At 64.8% G+C, this 15,899-nt stretch carries 16 protein-coding genes; 9 read left to right on the top strand and 7 right to left on the bottom strand.

Annotated elements, in window-relative coordinates; all coding sequences use genetic code 11:
* Positions 1–3: 3 nt before the first annotated feature.
* The 5 genes from KUV38_RS11635 to sucC all read right to left on the bottom strand — a co-directional run bounded on the left by KUV38_RS11635 (position 4) and on the right by sucC (position 6,263).
* Positions 4–2,970: a 2-oxoglutarate dehydrogenase E1 component gene (locus KUV38_RS11635; protein ID WP_222470204.1), complete on the bottom strand. Its 2,967-nt coding sequence runs from the start codon at positions 2,968–2,970 to the stop codon at positions 4–6.
* 75 nt (positions 2,971–3,045) lie between these two features.
* Positions 3,046–3,927, bottom strand: coding sequence for a succinate--CoA ligase subunit alpha (gene sucD / locus KUV38_RS11630; protein ID WP_222470203.1), 882 nt, complete (start codon positions 3,925–3,927; stop codon positions 3,046–3,048).
* A 63-nt stretch (positions 3,928–3,990) separates the two neighbouring features.
* Positions 3,991–4,548 (bottom strand): hypothetical protein, encoded by a 558-nt coding sequence (locus tag KUV38_RS11625; RefSeq protein ID WP_222470202.1) that lies wholly within the window; start codon positions 4,546–4,548, stop codon positions 3,991–3,993.
* 3 nt (positions 4,549–4,551) lie between these two features.
* On the bottom strand, positions 4,552–5,064 hold the full coding sequence (locus KUV38_RS11620; protein ID WP_222470201.1) for a hypothetical protein: 513 nt from the start codon (positions 5,062–5,064) through the stop codon (positions 4,552–4,554).
* A 5-nt stretch (positions 5,065–5,069) separates the two neighbouring features.
* On the bottom strand, positions 5,070–6,263 hold the full coding sequence (gene sucC / locus KUV38_RS11615; RefSeq protein ID WP_222470200.1) for an ADP-forming succinate--CoA ligase subunit beta: 1,194 nt from the start codon (positions 6,261–6,263) through the stop codon (positions 5,070–5,072).
* A 231-nt stretch (positions 6,264–6,494) separates the two neighbouring features.
* On the opposite strand from sucC, the gene KUV38_RS11610 reads away from it, so the two are divergent.
* Complete coding sequence (locus KUV38_RS11610) at positions 6,495–7,598, top strand: glycosyltransferase family 2 protein (protein ID WP_222470199.1); 1,104 nt, start codon at positions 6,495–6,497, stop codon at positions 7,596–7,598.
* 72 nt (positions 7,599–7,670) lie between these two features.
* Here KUV38_RS11610 and mdh read toward each other — a convergent pair whose 3' ends face one another.
* The gene (mdh, locus tag KUV38_RS11605; RefSeq protein ID WP_222470198.1) at positions 7,671–8,633 is read right to left on the bottom strand and encodes a malate dehydrogenase; all 963 of its coding nucleotides are present in this window, start codon (positions 8,631–8,633) and stop codon (positions 7,671–7,673) included.
* A 166-nt stretch (positions 8,634–8,799) separates the two neighbouring features.
* On the opposite strand from mdh, the gene KUV38_RS11600 reads away from it, so the two are divergent.
* Positions 8,800–9,531 carry a sulfite exporter TauE/SafE family protein gene (locus KUV38_RS11600; RefSeq protein ID WP_222471053.1) on the top strand — a complete coding sequence of 244 codons (732 nt, stop codon included), beginning with the start codon at positions 8,800–8,802 and terminating at the stop codon, positions 9,529–9,531.
* A gap of 18 nt (positions 9,532–9,549) precedes the next feature.
* Here KUV38_RS11600 and KUV38_RS11595 read toward each other — a convergent pair whose 3' ends face one another.
* On the bottom strand, positions 9,550–9,858 hold the full coding sequence (locus tag KUV38_RS11595; protein WP_222470197.1) for a hypothetical protein: 309 nt from the start codon (positions 9,856–9,858) through the stop codon (positions 9,550–9,552).
* A 334-nt stretch (positions 9,859–10,192) separates the two neighbouring features.
* Here KUV38_RS11595 and KUV38_RS11590 point away from each other — a divergent pair, with 334 nt between their 5' ends.
* From KUV38_RS11590 to sdhA, 7 genes are all read left to right on the top strand, one after another.
* The gene (locus KUV38_RS11590; RefSeq protein WP_222470196.1) at positions 10,193–11,059 is read left to right on the top strand and encodes an HpcH/HpaI aldolase/citrate lyase family protein; all 867 of its coding nucleotides are present in this window, start codon (positions 10,193–10,195) and stop codon (positions 11,057–11,059) included.
* A gap of 42 nt (positions 11,060–11,101) precedes the next feature.
* Complete coding sequence (locus tag KUV38_RS11585) at positions 11,102–11,662, top strand: NnrU family protein (protein ID WP_222470195.1); 561 nt, start codon at positions 11,102–11,104, stop codon at positions 11,660–11,662.
* A 4-nt stretch (positions 11,663–11,666) separates the two neighbouring features.
* On the top strand, positions 11,667–11,870 hold the full coding sequence (locus KUV38_RS11580; RefSeq protein WP_222470194.1) for a DUF1737 domain-containing protein: 204 nt from the start codon (positions 11,667–11,669) through the stop codon (positions 11,868–11,870).
* Positions 11,870–12,922 (top strand): MaoC family dehydratase, encoded by a 1,053-nt coding sequence (locus KUV38_RS11575; RefSeq protein WP_222470193.1) that lies wholly within the window; start codon positions 11,870–11,872, stop codon positions 12,920–12,922. Before KUV38_RS11580 ends, KUV38_RS11575 begins: the two co-directional genes overlap by 1 nt.
* A 273-nt stretch (positions 12,923–13,195) precedes the next feature.
* Positions 13,196–13,582, top strand: coding sequence for a succinate dehydrogenase, cytochrome b556 subunit (gene sdhC / locus KUV38_RS11570; RefSeq protein WP_222470192.1), 387 nt, complete (start codon positions 13,196–13,198; stop codon positions 13,580–13,582).
* 12 nt (positions 13,583–13,594) lie between these two features.
* Positions 13,595–13,966: a succinate dehydrogenase, hydrophobic membrane anchor protein gene (gene sdhD / locus KUV38_RS11565; protein WP_222470191.1), complete on the top strand. Its 372-nt coding sequence runs from the start codon at positions 13,595–13,597 to the stop codon at positions 13,964–13,966.
* A gap of 109 nt (positions 13,967–14,075) precedes the next feature.
* Positions 14,076–15,899: a succinate dehydrogenase flavoprotein subunit gene (gene sdhA / locus KUV38_RS11560; RefSeq protein ID WP_222470190.1), complete on the top strand. Its 1,824-nt coding sequence runs from the start codon at positions 14,076–14,078 to the stop codon at positions 15,897–15,899.

Below are 15,899 nucleotides of genomic sequence, written 5' to 3'. Positions count from 1 at the left end.
TGATCAGTTTCCTTCGATTCCGAGCGCCTCGTTCACGAGCGCTTCCTGTTGTGCCTTGTGCTGCGAGGCGAGACCGGTGGCAGGGGAGGCCGAGGTTGCCCGGCCTGCGTAGATGGGGCGGCCGAACTTGGCGTCGATCCGGCCCAGCACCCATTCGATGTTGGGTTCGATGTAGCTCCAGGCGCCCTGGTTCTTGGGCTCTTCCTGACACCAGACCATCTCTGCGCCCTTGAACCGCTCCAGCTCCTTCACGAGGGAGATGGCGGGGAAGGGGTAGAACTGCTCGACACGCAGCAGGTAGACATCGTCGATGCCGGCTGCGTCGCGGGCCTCCAGCAGGTCGTAGTAAACCTTGCCCGAGCACATCACCACGCGCTTGATCTTGTCGTCGGGCGCGAGCTGGGTGTCGGAGTTGCCGTGCTCGGCGTCGTCCCACAGAACCCGGTGGAAGCTCGACCCGGTGGTGAACTCTTCCATCCGGCTCACCGCCATCTTGTGGCGCAGCAGCGACTTGGGCGTCATCATGATGAGCGGCTTGCGGAAGCTGCGGTGGATCTGGCGGCGCAGGATGTGGAAGTAGTTGGCCGGGGTCGTGCAGTTGGCGACGATCCAGTTGTCTTGCCCGCACATCTGCAGGAAGCGCTCGAGCCGGGCGGAGGAGTGCTCCGGCCCTTGGCCCTCGTAGCCATGCGGCAGCAGGCAGACGAGGCCCGACATCCTCAGCCACTTGCTTTCGCCCGACGAGACGAACTGGTCGAACATGATCTGCGCGCCGTTGGCGAAGTCACCGAACTGGGCTTCCCAGAGGGTGAGCGCGTTGGGCTCGGCGAGGCTGTAGCCATATTCGAAACCCAGCACCGCATACTCAGAGAGCATCGAGTCGATGACCTCGTATTGCGCCTGCCCGGAGCGGATGTGGTTGAGCGGGTAGTAGCGCTCCTCCGTCTCCTGATTGACGAAGCCGGAGTGTCGTTGCGAGAAGGTGCCGCGCGTGCTGTCTTGCCCGGCAAGGCGAACCGGGTAGCCCTCGGTGAGCAGCGAGCCGAAGGCCAGTGCCTCGCCTGTGGCCCAGTCGATGCCCTCGCCCTTTTCGACCATGTCGGCCTTGGCGCCCAGCATCCGCTGCACCGTTTTGTGCAGGGCGTAGCCTTCGGGCGCGGTGGTCAGCGCCTTGCCGACATCGCGGAAGGTCTCTTCGGCAATCGCCGTCTCGCCGCGCTGGTACTCTTCGCCGCGACGGTCGAGGTGCGACCAGCGGCCATCGAGCCAGTCGGCCTTGTTGGGCTTGTAGTTCTTCCCGGCTTCGAACTCGTCATTCAGGTAGCTCTGGAAGGCCGCCTTCATGTCTTCGATCTCGCCTTCGGGGATCAGCCCGTCCTTCACCAGCCGCTCGGTGTAGAGGCTCAGGGTGGTCTTATGGCCCTTGATCCGCTTGTACATGATCGGGTTGGTGAACATCGGCTCATCGCCCTCGTTATGGCCGAAGCGGCGATAACAGAAGATGTCGAGCACCACGTCCTTGTGGAACTTCTGGCGGAACTCGGTGGCCACCTTGGCGGCATGCACCACGGCCTCGGGGTCGTCGCCGTTCACGTGGAAGATCGGCGCTTCGACCATCAGGGCGATGTCGGTGGGGTAGGGGGACGAGCGCGAGAAGTGCGGCGCGGTGGTGAATCCGATCTGGTTGTTCACCACGATATGGATGGTGCCGCCGGTGCGGTGGCCGCGCAGGCCCGACAGGCCAAAGCACTCGGCCACAACGCCCTGACCGGCAAAGGCCGCATCGCCGTGCAGCAAGATCGGCAGAACCTGCGTGCGCTCCTTGTCGCCCAGCTGGTCCTGCTTGGCGCGGGCTTTGCCCAGCACCACGGGGTTGACCGCTTCGAGGTGCGAGGGGTTGGCGGTGAGGCTGAGGTGGACGGTGTTGCCATCGAACTCACGGTCGGAGGAGGCGCCGAGGTGATATTTCACGTCGCCGGAGCCATCCACATCCTCGGGCTTGAAGCTGCCGCCCTGGAACTCGTTGAAGATCGCGCGGTAGGGCTTGGCCATCACGTTGGCCAGCACCGATAGGCGGCCCCGGTGGGGCATGCCGACGACGATCTCCTTCACGCCGAGATTGCCCCCGCGCTTGATGATCTGCTCCATCGCGGGCACGAGGCTTTCGCCGCCATCAAGGCCAAAGCGCTTGGTGCCCATGTATTTGACATGGAGGAACTTCTCGAAGCCCTCGGCCTCGACCAACTTGTTCAGGATCGCCTTGCGGCCCTCGCGGGTGAAGGCGATTTCCTTGCCCAGCCCTTCGATGCGCTCCTTCAGCCAGGAGGCCTCCTCGGGGTTGGAGATGTGCATATATTGCAGCGCGAAGGTGCCGCAGTAGGTGCGGCGGACGATGTCGATGATCTGGCGCAGCGAGGCGAACTTCAGGCCCAGTACCTGATCGATGAAGATCGGGCGGTCCATGTCGGCATCGGTGAAGCCATAGCTCTTGGGGTCCAGCTCGGGGTGGGGCGTCTGGTCCTGCATGCCCAGCGGGTCGAGATCGGCCACGAGGTGGCCGCGGATCCGGTAGGCGCGGATGAGCATGAGCGCGCGGATGCTGTCGAGTACGGCGGTCTTGATCGCCTCTTCACTCACCGGCGCGGCGCTGGCCCCGGCGGCGTCCTTGATCTTCTTGGCGGCGCCCTTGCCCTCGGGCGTGGCCTCGGCGGGCCACTCGCCAGTGAGCGCGGCGGTCAGGTCATCGCCCGGCATGGGCGGCCAGTCATTGCGGGCCCAGCTCGGCCCCTTGGCCTCGGCCTTCACATCGGTTTCGCCATCGCCCAACTGCCGGAAGAACTCGGCCCAAGCGCCATCGACCGAGTTCGGGTCGTCGGCGTATTTGGCGTAGAGCTGTTCGAGATAGGCCGCGTTGTGCCCCTGCATGAAGCTGGAGGCGTGGAAGAGGTCGTTGGGGCTTTGGTCGGTCATGATGCCACCTGATGTGTTGAAGGCCACGGGCGGAATCCCCCGCCCGCGGCCAGTGTCGCGCGATATGTGCCGGGCTTAGCCAATCGCCTTCAGCACGGCTTCGCCCAGCGTTGCGGGGCTGTCGGCCACCACGATGCCAGCGGAGCGCATGGCTTCGATCTTGCTCTCGGCGTCGCCCTTGCCGCCGGCCACGATGGCGCCGGCATGGCCCATGCGGCGGCCCGGAGGGGCGGTGCGGCCGGCGATGAAACCGGCGACCGGCTTCCAGCGGCCCTTCTTCTTCTGTTCGGCGAGGAACTCGGCGGCCTCTTCTTCGGCGGAGCCGCCGATTTCGCCGATCATGATGATCGACTGGGTCTCGTCGTCGTCGAGGAACATGTCGAGCACGTCGATATGCTCGGTGCCCTTGATCGGGTCGCCGCCGATGCCGACAGCGGTGGACTGGCCGAGGCCCGCATCCGCCGTCTGCTTCACGGCCTCATAGGTCAGGGTGCCGGAGCGGGACACAACACCAACGCTGCCGCGCTTGTGGATGTGGCCGGGCATGATGCCGATCTTGCAGGCGTCAGGGGTGATGACACCGGGGCAGTTGGGGCCGATGAGGCGCGAGGAGGAGCCCTCCAGCGCGCGCTTCACGCTCATCATGTCGAGCACCGGGATGCCCTCGGTGATGCACACGATCAGCTCCATCTCGGCGTCGATCGCCTCGAGGATCGAGTCGGCGGCGAAGGGGGGCGGCACGTAGATGACCGAGGCGTTGGCGCCGGTCACATGCTTGGCCTCATGCACCGAGTTGAAGACCGGCAGATCGAGGTGGGTCTGACCACCCTTTCCGGGGGTCACGCCGCCGACCATCTTGGTGCCGTAGGCGATTGCCTGCTCGGAGTGAAACGTGCCCTGCGAGCCGGTGAGGCCCTGGCAGATCACCTTGGTGTTTTCGTCGACAAGAATGGCCATCGGTGTTTTCCTTGCTTCTTTGTCACTGCGCCGCGCGGGGCGCTCGGGTGTTGCGTGTGCTGCTCATTGCGGGATCACCGCATAGGCATTCAGACGAAAGACGCCGGGCCCCATCGAGCCCTGCATCATGGCCTCGGGCGGCTCCATCGCGCCGAGGAGGGTATATTCGCGCCGGTCATTGAGGTGGCCTTTGGGCATCATCGCAAAATGGCCGACCGGCGGCATTTGCTCCATGACCTTGCCGCCCGACATGGTGATGCCCTCGCCCTTGGGTGCGAGGTCGAGGAAGGCGGCTTCGACCGGGTCGACCGGCTCCTGCCCGGCAATGCCGCCGACCTGCTGCACCATGCATTCCCGCATCTCGGTGCCTTCGCCATAGCGGTAGCCGCCGATCACCAGAAAATCGCCCTCGCCGGTGGCGAACGTCACCCAGGAGCCGTCCTCGGTTGCGGCAAAGACCTGCTCGCCGCCCGGGCCGGGCACCTTGGCCACTTCCCGGAGCGCCGCCTCGCCCTGCATCGCCGGGCGGCAGTATGCGTCGAACAGGTCGAAGGCACGGGGCACGTCGATCTGCGCGGCAGCCGGGGTGGCGGTGAGGAGGAGGAGGGCGAGGGTGCGCATGGCTCAGTTCCTCACCGGGAAGGTGAAGCGCACGTCATTGTCGGTGGTACCGACGCAGACAGGGTCCTGCCCGCCGGAGGTGAGGCCGATGCTCATGCCATCGCCGCGATCCCACCCGGCGCAGCCCTCGATCTCGGTGGGCGTGGCCGGGATGCCGGCAACCTCGAGAAAGTTCTCGAGGAGCAGCGTGGCATCGGCGGAGGGCTGGTTGGTATGGGCGACCGAACAGATTGCCCCGTGCATGTAGAGCGAGATGTAGATCTGAGAGGTCGGATGGCTGATCTCGGCCATTCCCATCTCGGGATCGGAGAACACCTCCCAGCCGCGCGGTGCGAAATAGGCGGTGGTGACATCCTTGTCGCCATTGCCCATCACGCAAGCCGCCCAGGCCCCCATCTGCGCCTCCACCCCTGCGGGGTTGGAGAGCTGCATCGTCATCTTCTGAAGCGCGATGACATCCTGCGCCGCCGCCGGAGTGGCAGCGAGGCAGGCGAGGAGGGGGAGGGCGGCGCGCATCAGGCTCAGCCCTTCACCGCTTTCACGATTTTCTCGGCGCCGTCGGAGAGGTCGTCGGCAGCGATCACATTGAGGCCGGAGGTATTGATGATCTCCTTGCCCTTTTCCACGTTGGTGCCCTCGAGGCGGACCACCAGCGGCACTTGCAGGCCGACTTCCTTGACCGCGGCCACCACGCCCTCTGCGATCACGTCGCAGCGCATGATCCCGCCGAAGATGTTGACGAGGATGCCTTTGACGTTCGGGTCAGAGGTGATGATCTTGAATGCCTCGGTGACCTTCTCCTTGGTCGCGCCGCCGCCCACGTCGAGGAAGTTGGCAGGCTCGGCGCCGTAGAGCTTGATGATGTCCATCGTGGCCATCGCGAGGCCCGCGCCGTTGACCATGCAGCCGATCTCGCCGTCGAGGGCGATGTAGTTGAGGTCGAATTTGGAGGCGGCGAGTTCCTTGGGGTCTTCCTCGGTCTCGTCGCGCAGCTCGGCGATGTCGGGATGGCGGTAGATCGCGTTGCCGTCGAAGCCGAGCTTGGCGTCGAGCACCTTCAGCTCGCCGTTGGGCATCAGGATCAGCGGGTTGATCTCCAGCATCTCCATGTCCTTCTCCATGAAGGCCTTGTAGAGAATGCCCATCAGCTTGACGCATTGCTTGACGGCGGCGCCCTCCAGCCCGAGGGCGAAGGCAACGCGGCGGCCGTGGTAAGGCTGGTAGCCGGTGGCCGGATCGACGGTGAAACTGAGGATCTTCTCAGGGGTCGATGCGGCGACCTCTTCGATGTCCATCCCGCCCTCGGTAGAGCAGACGAAGCTCACGCGGCTGGTGGCACGATCGACCAGCAGCGCGAGGTAGAACTCGGAGGTGATGTCGGAGCCGTCTTCGATGTAGATGCGGTTCACCTGTTTGCCGGCGGGGCCGGTCTGGTGGGTGACGAGGGTCTTGCCCAGCATCTTCTTGGCTTCTTCTGCGGCCTCTTCGACCGACTTGGCGAGGCGGACGCCGCCCTTTTCGCCGGCGGCGGCTTCCTTGAAGGAGCCTTTTCCGCGGCCACCTGCGTGGATCTGTGCCTTAACCACCCAGAGCGGGCCGTCGAGTTCGCCGGCGGCGGTCTTGGCCTCATCGGCCTTCAGCACGGCCCGGCCATCGGAGACCGGGGCGCCGTAGGAGCGAAGAAGGGCCTTCGCCTGATACTCATGGATGTTCATGAAGCTGTTCCTCAAGCTGCGGTTCGATCCCGTCCTTGGCACAGCAGACGCGCCGCGCAAACAAAAATCACCTTCAAATGCGGGGGTTGGGTATGATTAATGCGATTTGTGATCACAGCTAAGAATTGTGTGATCACAAGTTAACGGGGTGCTAACGCTTTCAGGAGAATCACCGCCCGGACCGCGTGGCAGGGCTGGCAAGACTCGGGCCTCCGCGCTAATCATGGCGCCATGAACGAGACCACCGATCAGGGCGAAGAGCCCGCCGAAGCGCCGCAGCTGGACCCAAAACCCCAGGCCAAACCCGAGCCGACGTGGGCCGTTGTGGCCACCGTGCGCGAGCCCACCGAGCTGGTGCTGGCCTTCGTCGCTCACCACCTCGAGTTGGGCGCCCGGAAGATCTTTATCTACCTCGACGATCCCGACGACCCGGTGCGCCCGATGCTCAAGCAGACGGGCCGGGTGAAGGCGATCAGATGTAATGATGCCTATTGGAATCGGGTGAACGGAGAGCGTGGACGGCCGGAGAACCAGAATGCCCGGCAGGCGATCAATGCCACCCAGGCCTACCGCCAAGCCAAGGTCGATTACCTGCTGCACCTCGATGCCGACGAGTTCCTGCACATGGCGCGCCCCTTCGGTGAAGAGGTCGCGCGGCTGGAGGAAGAGGACGTGTGGCTGCGCATTCCGGCGGTCGAGCGGTGCTGGCTTGCGGGCGACCGTTCTGAGCACATCTTCTCTGGCGTGTTCCGTCACCCGATCAAACAGGCCCCGCGGATCGCCCGCCGTATCTATGGTGACAAGGTCGCGCCCTTCCTCGCCAACGGGCTCGCGGGCTCGTCGCACGGCAAGCCGCTGGTGCGGACCGGGCACAAGGTGCAGGTGCAGGTCCATGCCGCCAAACTGCCGGGGAAGAACAACGGCTGGGCCCCGCACAAGAAGGCCACCGGCCTGCATGTGCTGCATTTCGACGGGCTAACGCCGCTGCATTGGGCGGCCAAGACCCTGCGCTATGCCGAGCAGGGCGACGAGGCGATCGGCAACCTGCTGCATGATGAGCGCGCGCTGCAGGTGCGCCACGTGCGGGACAACATCACCAACATGCCCGACCTGCTGCGCTTCTTCCGGATGATCACCGGGCTCACCCCTGATCAGGCGCGAGCGCTCACCGAGCATGGGCGCCTTAGCGCGATGAAGATCGACCCGGAAGCGGCGATGCGCCGGGCCTTTCCGGATTTCGATGCCGATTTTTCGTTCAGGGCTTTCGACCTGAAGCTGGGGGCTGAAAACGCCAAGCGGCTTATGCAGAAGATTGCGGCCAACAAAGCGGCCTGACGATCAGTCGGCATGTAGAAACGCAAAGGGCCCCGCAAATCGCGGGGCCCTTCTTCAATCTTGTAACTCGGATCAGGTGAGCGAGTTGTCGATGCCCTTACAGGCCTCCACGAGGCCCTTCACGGCGTCGACCGATTTGTCGAACATCTGCTGCTCGTCTTTGGTGAGCTTGATGTCGACCACCTTCTCGATGCCGCCAGCGCCGATCACGGTGGGCACGCCCACGTACATGTCTTTCACGCCGATCTCGCCGTCGCAGTAGGCGGCGCAGGGCAGAACGCGCTTTTGGTCTTTCAGATAGGCCTCGGCCATCTCGATGGCGGAGGTGGCGGGCGCGTAATAGGCCGAGCCGGTCTTCAGCAGGCCGACGATCTCGGCGCCGCCGTCACGGGTGCGCTGGATGATCGCGTCGAGCTTTTCCTGCGTGGTCCAGCCCATCTCCACGAGGTCGGGCAGCGGGATGCCGGCGACGGTGGAGTAGCGAGTGGAGGGGACCATGGTGTCGCCGTGGCCGCCGAGCACGAAGGCAGTGACATCTTTCATCGACACGCCGAACTCGAGGCTCAGGAAGTGGCGGAAGCGGGCCGAGTCGAGCACGCCGGCCATGCCGCAGACCTTGTTGGTCGGCAGGCCCGAGAACTTCTGCAGCGCCCAGACCATCGCGTCGAGCGGGTTGGTGATGCAGATGACGAAGGCGTCGGGGGCGTGCTGGGCAATGCCCTCGCCCACGGACTTCATCACTTTGAGGTTGATGCCGAGCAGGTCGTCACGGCTCATGCCGGGCTTGCGCGGCACACCGGCGGTGACGATGCACACGTCGGCGCCAGCGATGGCGGCGTAGTCGGTGGTGCCGGAAAGCGCGGCGTCGAACCCCTCGGAGGGGCCGGATTCGGCGATGTCGAGGGCTTTGCCCTGCGGCACACCGTCGGCGATGTCAAAGAGGACAACGTCCCCGAGTTCTTTCATTGCGGCAAGGTGGGCGAGCGTGCCGCCGATCTGTCCCGAGCCGATAAGTGCGATCTTCGGTCTGGCCATTATGGGTGTCCCTCATTGGTGACATGAAATCTCGCCACGCCTAGCCAATGGCTTGAGGGCGTGCAAGGCTGCATTGCAGCGAAGATGCCGCACCTGCACAGGCGTCGGGGGAGGAAAGGGCAGAAGATGCAAGGAGTTGGCGCCCGTGTGGCCTGATCCATGGGTGATGGCCGTGGCGGTGCCTGCGGTGATTTTCGCAGGCGTCTCAAAGGGCGGTTTCGGCTCGGGTGCGGCCTTTGCGGCAGCGCCGATTCTCGCCCTCGCGATCGATCCGCGCCTCGCCGTTGGGCTGATGCTGCCGCTCCTGATGCTGATCGATGTCTTTACGCTGGGGAGCTTCTGGAAGCAGTGGCACACCCCCTCCGCGCTGGCGCTGTGCCTCGGGTCACTGCCGGGGATCGGTCTGGCGATCTGGCTCTTTCAGGTGGCCGATGCCGATACCTTCCGGCTGCTCATCGGCGCCATCGCGATAGCATTCGTGCTCTACCAATTCGCCCGCGGGCGCGGCTGGCTGCGCATCCCCGACAGGCCTTACGATCCTGTAACGGGTGGGGTCGCGGGGGCGGTTGCCGGGTTTACCAGCTTCCTCAGCCACGCGGGCGGGCCGCCGGTGGCGGTGTTTCTGCTGGCGCAGGGCATGGGCAAAACGACGTATCAGGCGACGAGCGTCATCGTCTTCTGGGCGATCAATCTGCTGAAGTTCATCCCCTATGCCGCGCTGGGCATCTTTACTCGCGAGACTCTGGTGCTCGACCTCTGGCTCGCGCCCGCCGCGATCTTGGGGGCGTGGCTTGGGGTGAAGGCGCATCACATGGTGCCAGAAAGGCTGTTTTTCGGCCTTACCTACCTGCTGCTGCTCGCCACCGGTTCCAAGCTCATTTGGGATGCGCTGACCTGAGGCAGCGCACCCGCGCGCTCAGGCGTCTTTCTCACCGGTCGGGATCAGGGCCTCTTCGACCAGCTCGAAGGCTTTGCCGGAGGCGACGAGGCAAGTGATGCCGTTGGGCATGGTTACCGTCACTGTCCATGTGCCGCTCTCGAGGTTGGCGAAGGTCTCAACCACCTGATTGTTGGCGCCCAGCCCGATCGCCTGACGGCTCTCGCCATAGCCATCGGCGAGGCGTGCCACGACCTTTTCACGGTTGGCGCAATTGCGGTTCTGGGCCTCGGCCCCGGTGGCTGCGAGGCAGGCAAAGCCCGCAGCGAAGAAGAGAAGTTCTTTCATGGTCCAAACCCTTTTTGACAGCGTGGCCCCATGTCAGGCGTGCCCGGCTTTGCCGGAGGCATGGGTGGCGCATTCGGCGCCGGTCATTCAAGGTCGGACTGATTATTGCCGCTGAAACCTGGCAGCCCTGCCAGCAACGACCCTCCAGCCGCCCGACTCACAAGACAGATGCTGCGCCGGGATTGGTGAGCATCCCGTTAACGCTCCTGAACGCTCCGGTAACGCTCATCGGGCAAGACCGAAAATTGCGCCAAAATGCCGGTTTGCAGAAATGATCTTGCGCGGCGGCGCAGCATTTGTTCTTTCTGCACCTGCAACCGACCGGAGAGAATCAATGCCCGCCACGCGCCCCTATCGCTCGCTGCTCTATATTCCCGGCTCCAAGCCGCGTGCCTTGGAGAAGGCAGCCACGCTGCCCTGCGACGCGATCATCTTCGACCTCGAAGATGCGGTGACGGCGGAGGCCAAGGACGAGGCCCGCGCGCTGCTGGCCGAAACGCTGCCCGGCGCCGACTATGGCCCGCGCGCCCGGATTGTGCGCGTGAACGGCGCCGACACGCAATGGGGGGCCGCAGACCTTGAAGCCATGTGCAAGGTCGCGCCGGATGCGATTTTGCTGCCCAAGGTGGGCCATGCCGATGAGATCGCCGCCGTGAAAGCGCAGCTCGATGCGGCGGGCGCCACGGCCACTAAGATCTGGGCGATGATGGAAACCCCGGCAGGCATCTTCAACGCACTCTCCATCGCGCAGGCCCCGGGCATGGGCGGCTTCGTGATGGGCACCAACGATCTGGCCAAGGAGCTGAACTGCCGCAGCCGCGCTGACCGGCTGCCGATGATGTTCGCTCTCCAGCAATGCCTGATGGCTGCCCGCGCCGCCGGGATCGTGGCGATTGACGGGGTGTATAATGCCTTCAAGGACGACGAGGGGCTGAAGGCCGAATGTGAGCAGGGCCGCGACCTTGGCTTTGACGGCAAGACCCTGATCCACCCTTCGCAGTTGGAGATCACCAACGCTGCCTTCGCGCCCTCCGGCAGCGAGATCGACCTTGCCCGCCGCCAGATCGCGGCCTTCGAGGAGGTCGAGGCGAGCGGGCAGGGGGTGGCCGTGGTCGATGGGCGGATCGTAGAGAATCTCCACATCGAGACCGCCCGCGCTACGCTGGCCAAGGCAGAGGCCATTGCGGCGATGGCCGAATGAAGGCAAAGTGAACTCGACGGTTCACTTTGAGAGGATACCCCGATGGCACTCCCGCTCACCCTTCTGATCGCTGGCCTCGCGCTGTGGTGGCTCGCCCACCTCTTCAAGCGGATTGCGCCCGAACGGCGTGCCGCGATGGGCAATGGCGGGCGCGGGGCGGTGGCGCTGGCGCTGCTGGCCGCCGTCATCCTGATGATCTTCGGCATCCGCATGGCCGATGCCGCGCCCGACATCTGGTATCCGCCCTACTGGCTGCAGCACCTCAACAACCTGCTTGTGTTGATCGCGCTCTACTTCACCTCGCCCGGCCCGTCGAAAGGCGCGCTCTTCTACAAGATGCGCCACCCGATGCTCACCGGCTTCGCGCTCTGGGCTTTCGCGCACCTGTTGGTCAACGGCGACCTGGCCACGATGATCCTGTTTGGCGGCCTGCTGGTCTGGGCACTGGTCGAAATGGCCGTGATCAACCGCTCCGAGCCGGAGTGGACCCCGCCGCCGAAAGGCTCCATCGCCAAGGATGCGATGTTCCTTGCCATCTCGGTGCTTCTCCTCGGCCTCATCGGCTGGATCCACGGCCTGCTGGGCTACCCTGTGTTTGGATAACCTCATGAAACTTTACCGCTTTCTCACCGAAGACGACACATCGGCCTTCTGCCACAAGGTCACCGATGCGCTGAACAAGGGCTGGTCGCTGCACGGCGACCCGCAATACTCGTTCGACGCCTCCAACGGGGTAATGCGCTGCGGGCAGGCCGTGGTGAAGGAGGTCGAGGGCACCTACACGCCCGACACCAAGCTGGGGGCGCACTGATGGGCGGGGGCGCGAAACAAGGGAAGACCAACGCGGGCCGGTTCTTTGAAGACTACAAGCTGGGCGAGGTGATCCGCCACGCCGTGCCGCGCACCGTTGCCGAGGGCGAGCGGGCGCTTTACCACGCGCTCTACCCGGCACGCCATGCGCTGCATTCGTCTGACGTGTTCGCGGGCGACTGCGGGCTGGAAGGCTCGCCGCTGGACGACCTCATCACCTTTCACGTGGTCTTCGGTAAAACGGTGCCGGACATCTCGCTGAACGCGGTCGCCAACCTTGGCTATGCCTTGGGCCGCTGGCTGAAGCCGGTTTATCCTGGGGATACGCTCTCGAGCGAGTCCGAGGTGATCGGGCTGAAGCAAAACTCCAACGGCAAGTCCGGCGTGGTCTATGTGCGGACCACCGGGCGCGACCAGACCGGGGAGCCCGTGCTGCAATACGTGCGCTGGGTCATGGTGCGGAAGGGGGATTTAGACGCCCCGGCGCCTGAAACCACGGTCCCCGAACTGGCCGAGGTGGTGGCGCCGGAGGATCTTGTGATCCCCGAGGGGCTCACCTTTGCCGACTACGATTTCACCGCCGCAGGCGAGCCGCACCGCTGGGGCGATTATGCCAAGGGGGAGGTGATCGACCACGTCGATGGTTCGACCATCGAAGAGGCCGAGCACATGCTGGCCACCCGGCTCTGGCAGAACACCGCCAAGGTGCATTTCGATGCCACCTTCCGCGAGGATGGCAAGCGGCTGATCTACGGCGGCCATGTGATATCGCTGGCGCGGGCGCTGTCGTTCAACGGGCTGGCCAATGCGCAGATGCTGGTGGCGATCAACGGCGGCGCGCATGCAAACCCCTGCTTTGCCGGAGACACCGTGCGCGCCTGGACAGAGGTGCTGGATACCGCGCCGCTGACCGAGGATATCGGCGCCCTACGGCTGCGGCTGGTGGCGGTGAAAGGGGGCGAAAGCCTTGCCGGTGACCTGAAGGGCGATGACGGAAAATACCTGCCCCACGTGCTGCTCGACCTCGACTATTGGGCGCTCATTCCGCGGTGAGTCCGGTGTTTCTGCACCCGGCAACGGAGTGACCCGAACGGGCCGCATTTTGTGATCACGACTTTAAAAGCTGTGATCACAACGCTCGAAAAACTGGCTGTTAGCGCCTGAACTGCGGCGCTTTATCATCGGTTTAACCCGTGACTCGGCCCGTGAAAAATGCAAATGGAGAGGCGCAGCACCCCCGTGCGGGCCTCCCGCGCGGCACGCCACCCCATCCGCGCCGCGCCCCGGCTCCACCGCCCGGCGACCGCGCCCAACAGGAGAGCGTTCATGGCAAATATGAACCGGGACCGCCCGCTTTCGCCCTTCATGATCGGCCCGTACTACCGGCCCCAGATCACCTCGATCTCCTCGATCATGGTCCGCATCACCGGCATCGCCTCCTTCGGCACTGCCTTTCTGGTGGTGTGGTGGCTGCTGGCGGCGGCCTTCTCGGAGCCGGCCTTCAATTGGATCAATTGGCTGATGACCAGCTTCATCGGCGATATCATCATGTTCCTCGCCAGCTGGGCCATCTGGTACCACATGCTGGGCCGCCTGCGGCATGTGATCTGGGACTTCGGCTACTGCCTCGATGTGCCGACCTCCGAAAAGATGGGCTGGGGCATGTTCATCGGCGCCACGGTTCTGGCGCTCTTCACGGCCATCATGGTGTAAGGGAGAGACCGGATGAAATACGTAACCGACCGCAAGCGCGCCACAGGCCTCGGCTCCGGCTCCGAAGGCACCCACCACCACTGGAAGATGATGGTCAGCTCGCTGAGCCTCGTCGTGCTGGTGCCGCTCTTCGTCTTTGTCTTCGGCTCCGCGCTAGGCCGCAGCTACGCCGATGTGCAGAGCTTCATCGCCAACCCCTTCGTGGCGCTCTCGCTTGGCATCGCCCTGACGGTGGGCCTGCTGCATATCAAGATGGAGATCGACGAGGCGGTGGAAGACTACGTGCACGGCCTCACTGGCAAGCTCACGCTGATCGCCGTCGGCGCCGCCACATGGGTGCTGATTGCCGCCGGGCTGCTCGCCCTGCTGAAGCTGGCGCTCTGAGGGGCGCCGCCCGCTAGACCTGACGGAAGGCCACTCGCATCGCCGGCCTTCGCCACGACCAAAGAGACGCGAAAGCGCCCCAGCCAACCGCAAGGGACGGAACAAGAGAATGGCAGCTTACGAATACGAGACGCACACCTATGACGTTGTGGTTGTCGGCGCCGGGGGCTCCGGCCTGCGGGCCACGCTCGGGATGGCCGAGCAGGGGCTCAAGACCGCCTGTGTGACCAAGGTGTTCCCGACCCGCTCGCATACCGTGGCGGCGCAGGGCGGCATTGCGGCCAGCCTGGGCAACATGCAGGTCGATGGCGCCGACATGAACGACCACTGGCAGTGGCACCTCTACGACACCGTGAAGGGCTCCGACTGGCTGGGTGACACCGACGCGATGGAATATCTCGCCCGCGAGGCGCCCAAGGCGGTGTATGAGCTGGAGCATTACGGCGTGCCGTTCTCGCGCACCGAAGAGGGCAAGATCTACCAGCGCCCCTTCGGCGGCCACACCACCATGTTCGGCGAGGGCCCGCCCGTGCAGCGCACCTGCGCCGCCGCCGACCGGACCGGCCACGCCATTCTGCACACGCTCTACGGCCAGTCGCTGAAGAACAACGCCGAGTTCTACATCGAGTACTTTGCCATCGACCTGATCATGGGCGAAGACGGCGCCTGCCAGGGCGTGGTCTGCTGGAAGCTCGATGACGGCACGATTCACGTCTTCCGCGCCAAGATGGTGGTGCTGGCCACCGGCGGCTACGGCCGTGCCTACTTTTCGGCCACCTCCGCCCACACCTGCACCGGCGACGGCGGCGGCATGGCGGCCCGCGCGGGCCTGCCGCTGCAAGACATGGAGTTCGTCCAGTTCCACCCCACCGGCATTTACGGCTCGGGCTGCCTGATCACCGAAGGCGCGCGCGGCGAGGGTGGCTACCTGACCAACTCCGAGGGCGAGCGCTTCATGGAGCGCTATGCGCCGACCTACAAGGATCTGGCCTCGCGCGACGTGGTTTCGCGCTGCATGACGATGGAAATCCGCGAAGGGCGCGGTGTGGGCAAGGACAAGGATCACATCTTCCTCCACCTCAACCACCTGCCGCCCGAAACCCTGGCCGAGCGCCTGCCGGGCATCTCTGAGAGCGCGCGCATCTTCGCAGGCGTCGATCTGACCAAAGAGCCGATCCCGGTTCTGCCGACCGTGCACTACAACATGGGCGGCATCCCGACGAACTACTGGGGCGAGGTGCTGAAGCCCACCGCTGACGATCCCGATGCCATCGCGCCCGGCCTGATGGCTGTGGGCGAGGCGGGCTGCGCCAGCGTTCACGGGGCCAACCGCCTCGGTTCCAACAGCCTGATCGACCTCGTGGTCTTTGGCCGCGCCGCCGCGATCCGTGCCGCCGAGGTGGTGGACCCGAAATCGGCCAACCCCGATCTCAACAAGGCCTCCGTCGATGCCGCGCTGGACCGCTTCGACAAGCTGCGCAACGCCAGCGGTACGGTCGCCACCGCAGAGCTGCGCGACGAGATGCAGCGCACGATGCAGGCCGACGCAGCGGTGTTCCGCACCGACAAGACGCTGGCCGAGGGCGTGGAGAAGATGAAGGCCGTGGCCGCCAAGATGGACGACATCAAGGTGACCGACCGCAGCCTGGTCTGGAACTCCGACCTGATGGAAACGCTGGAGCTGACCAACCTCATGCCCAACGCGCTGGCCACCATCGTCGGCGCCGAGGCCCGCAAGGAAAGCCGCGGGGCACACGCCCACGAGGATTACCCGGACCGGGACGACAATGAGTGGCGCAAGCACAGCCTCGCCATGGTCGAAGACACCGAGGTCACCCTCAGCTACCGCCCCGTCCACCTCGACCCGCTGACCACCGAAGCGGAAGGCGGCATCGACCTGAAGAAGATCGCTCCCAAGGCGCGGGTGTATTGA

Source organism: Vannielia litorea (assembly GCF_019801175.1).
Taxonomy (GTDB): Bacteria; Pseudomonadota; Alphaproteobacteria; order Rhodobacterales; family Rhodobacteraceae; genus Vannielia; species Vannielia litorea_B.
Note: the sequence above shows the minus strand (reverse complement) of the source record. Positions and strands in the feature narration are given on the sequence as shown.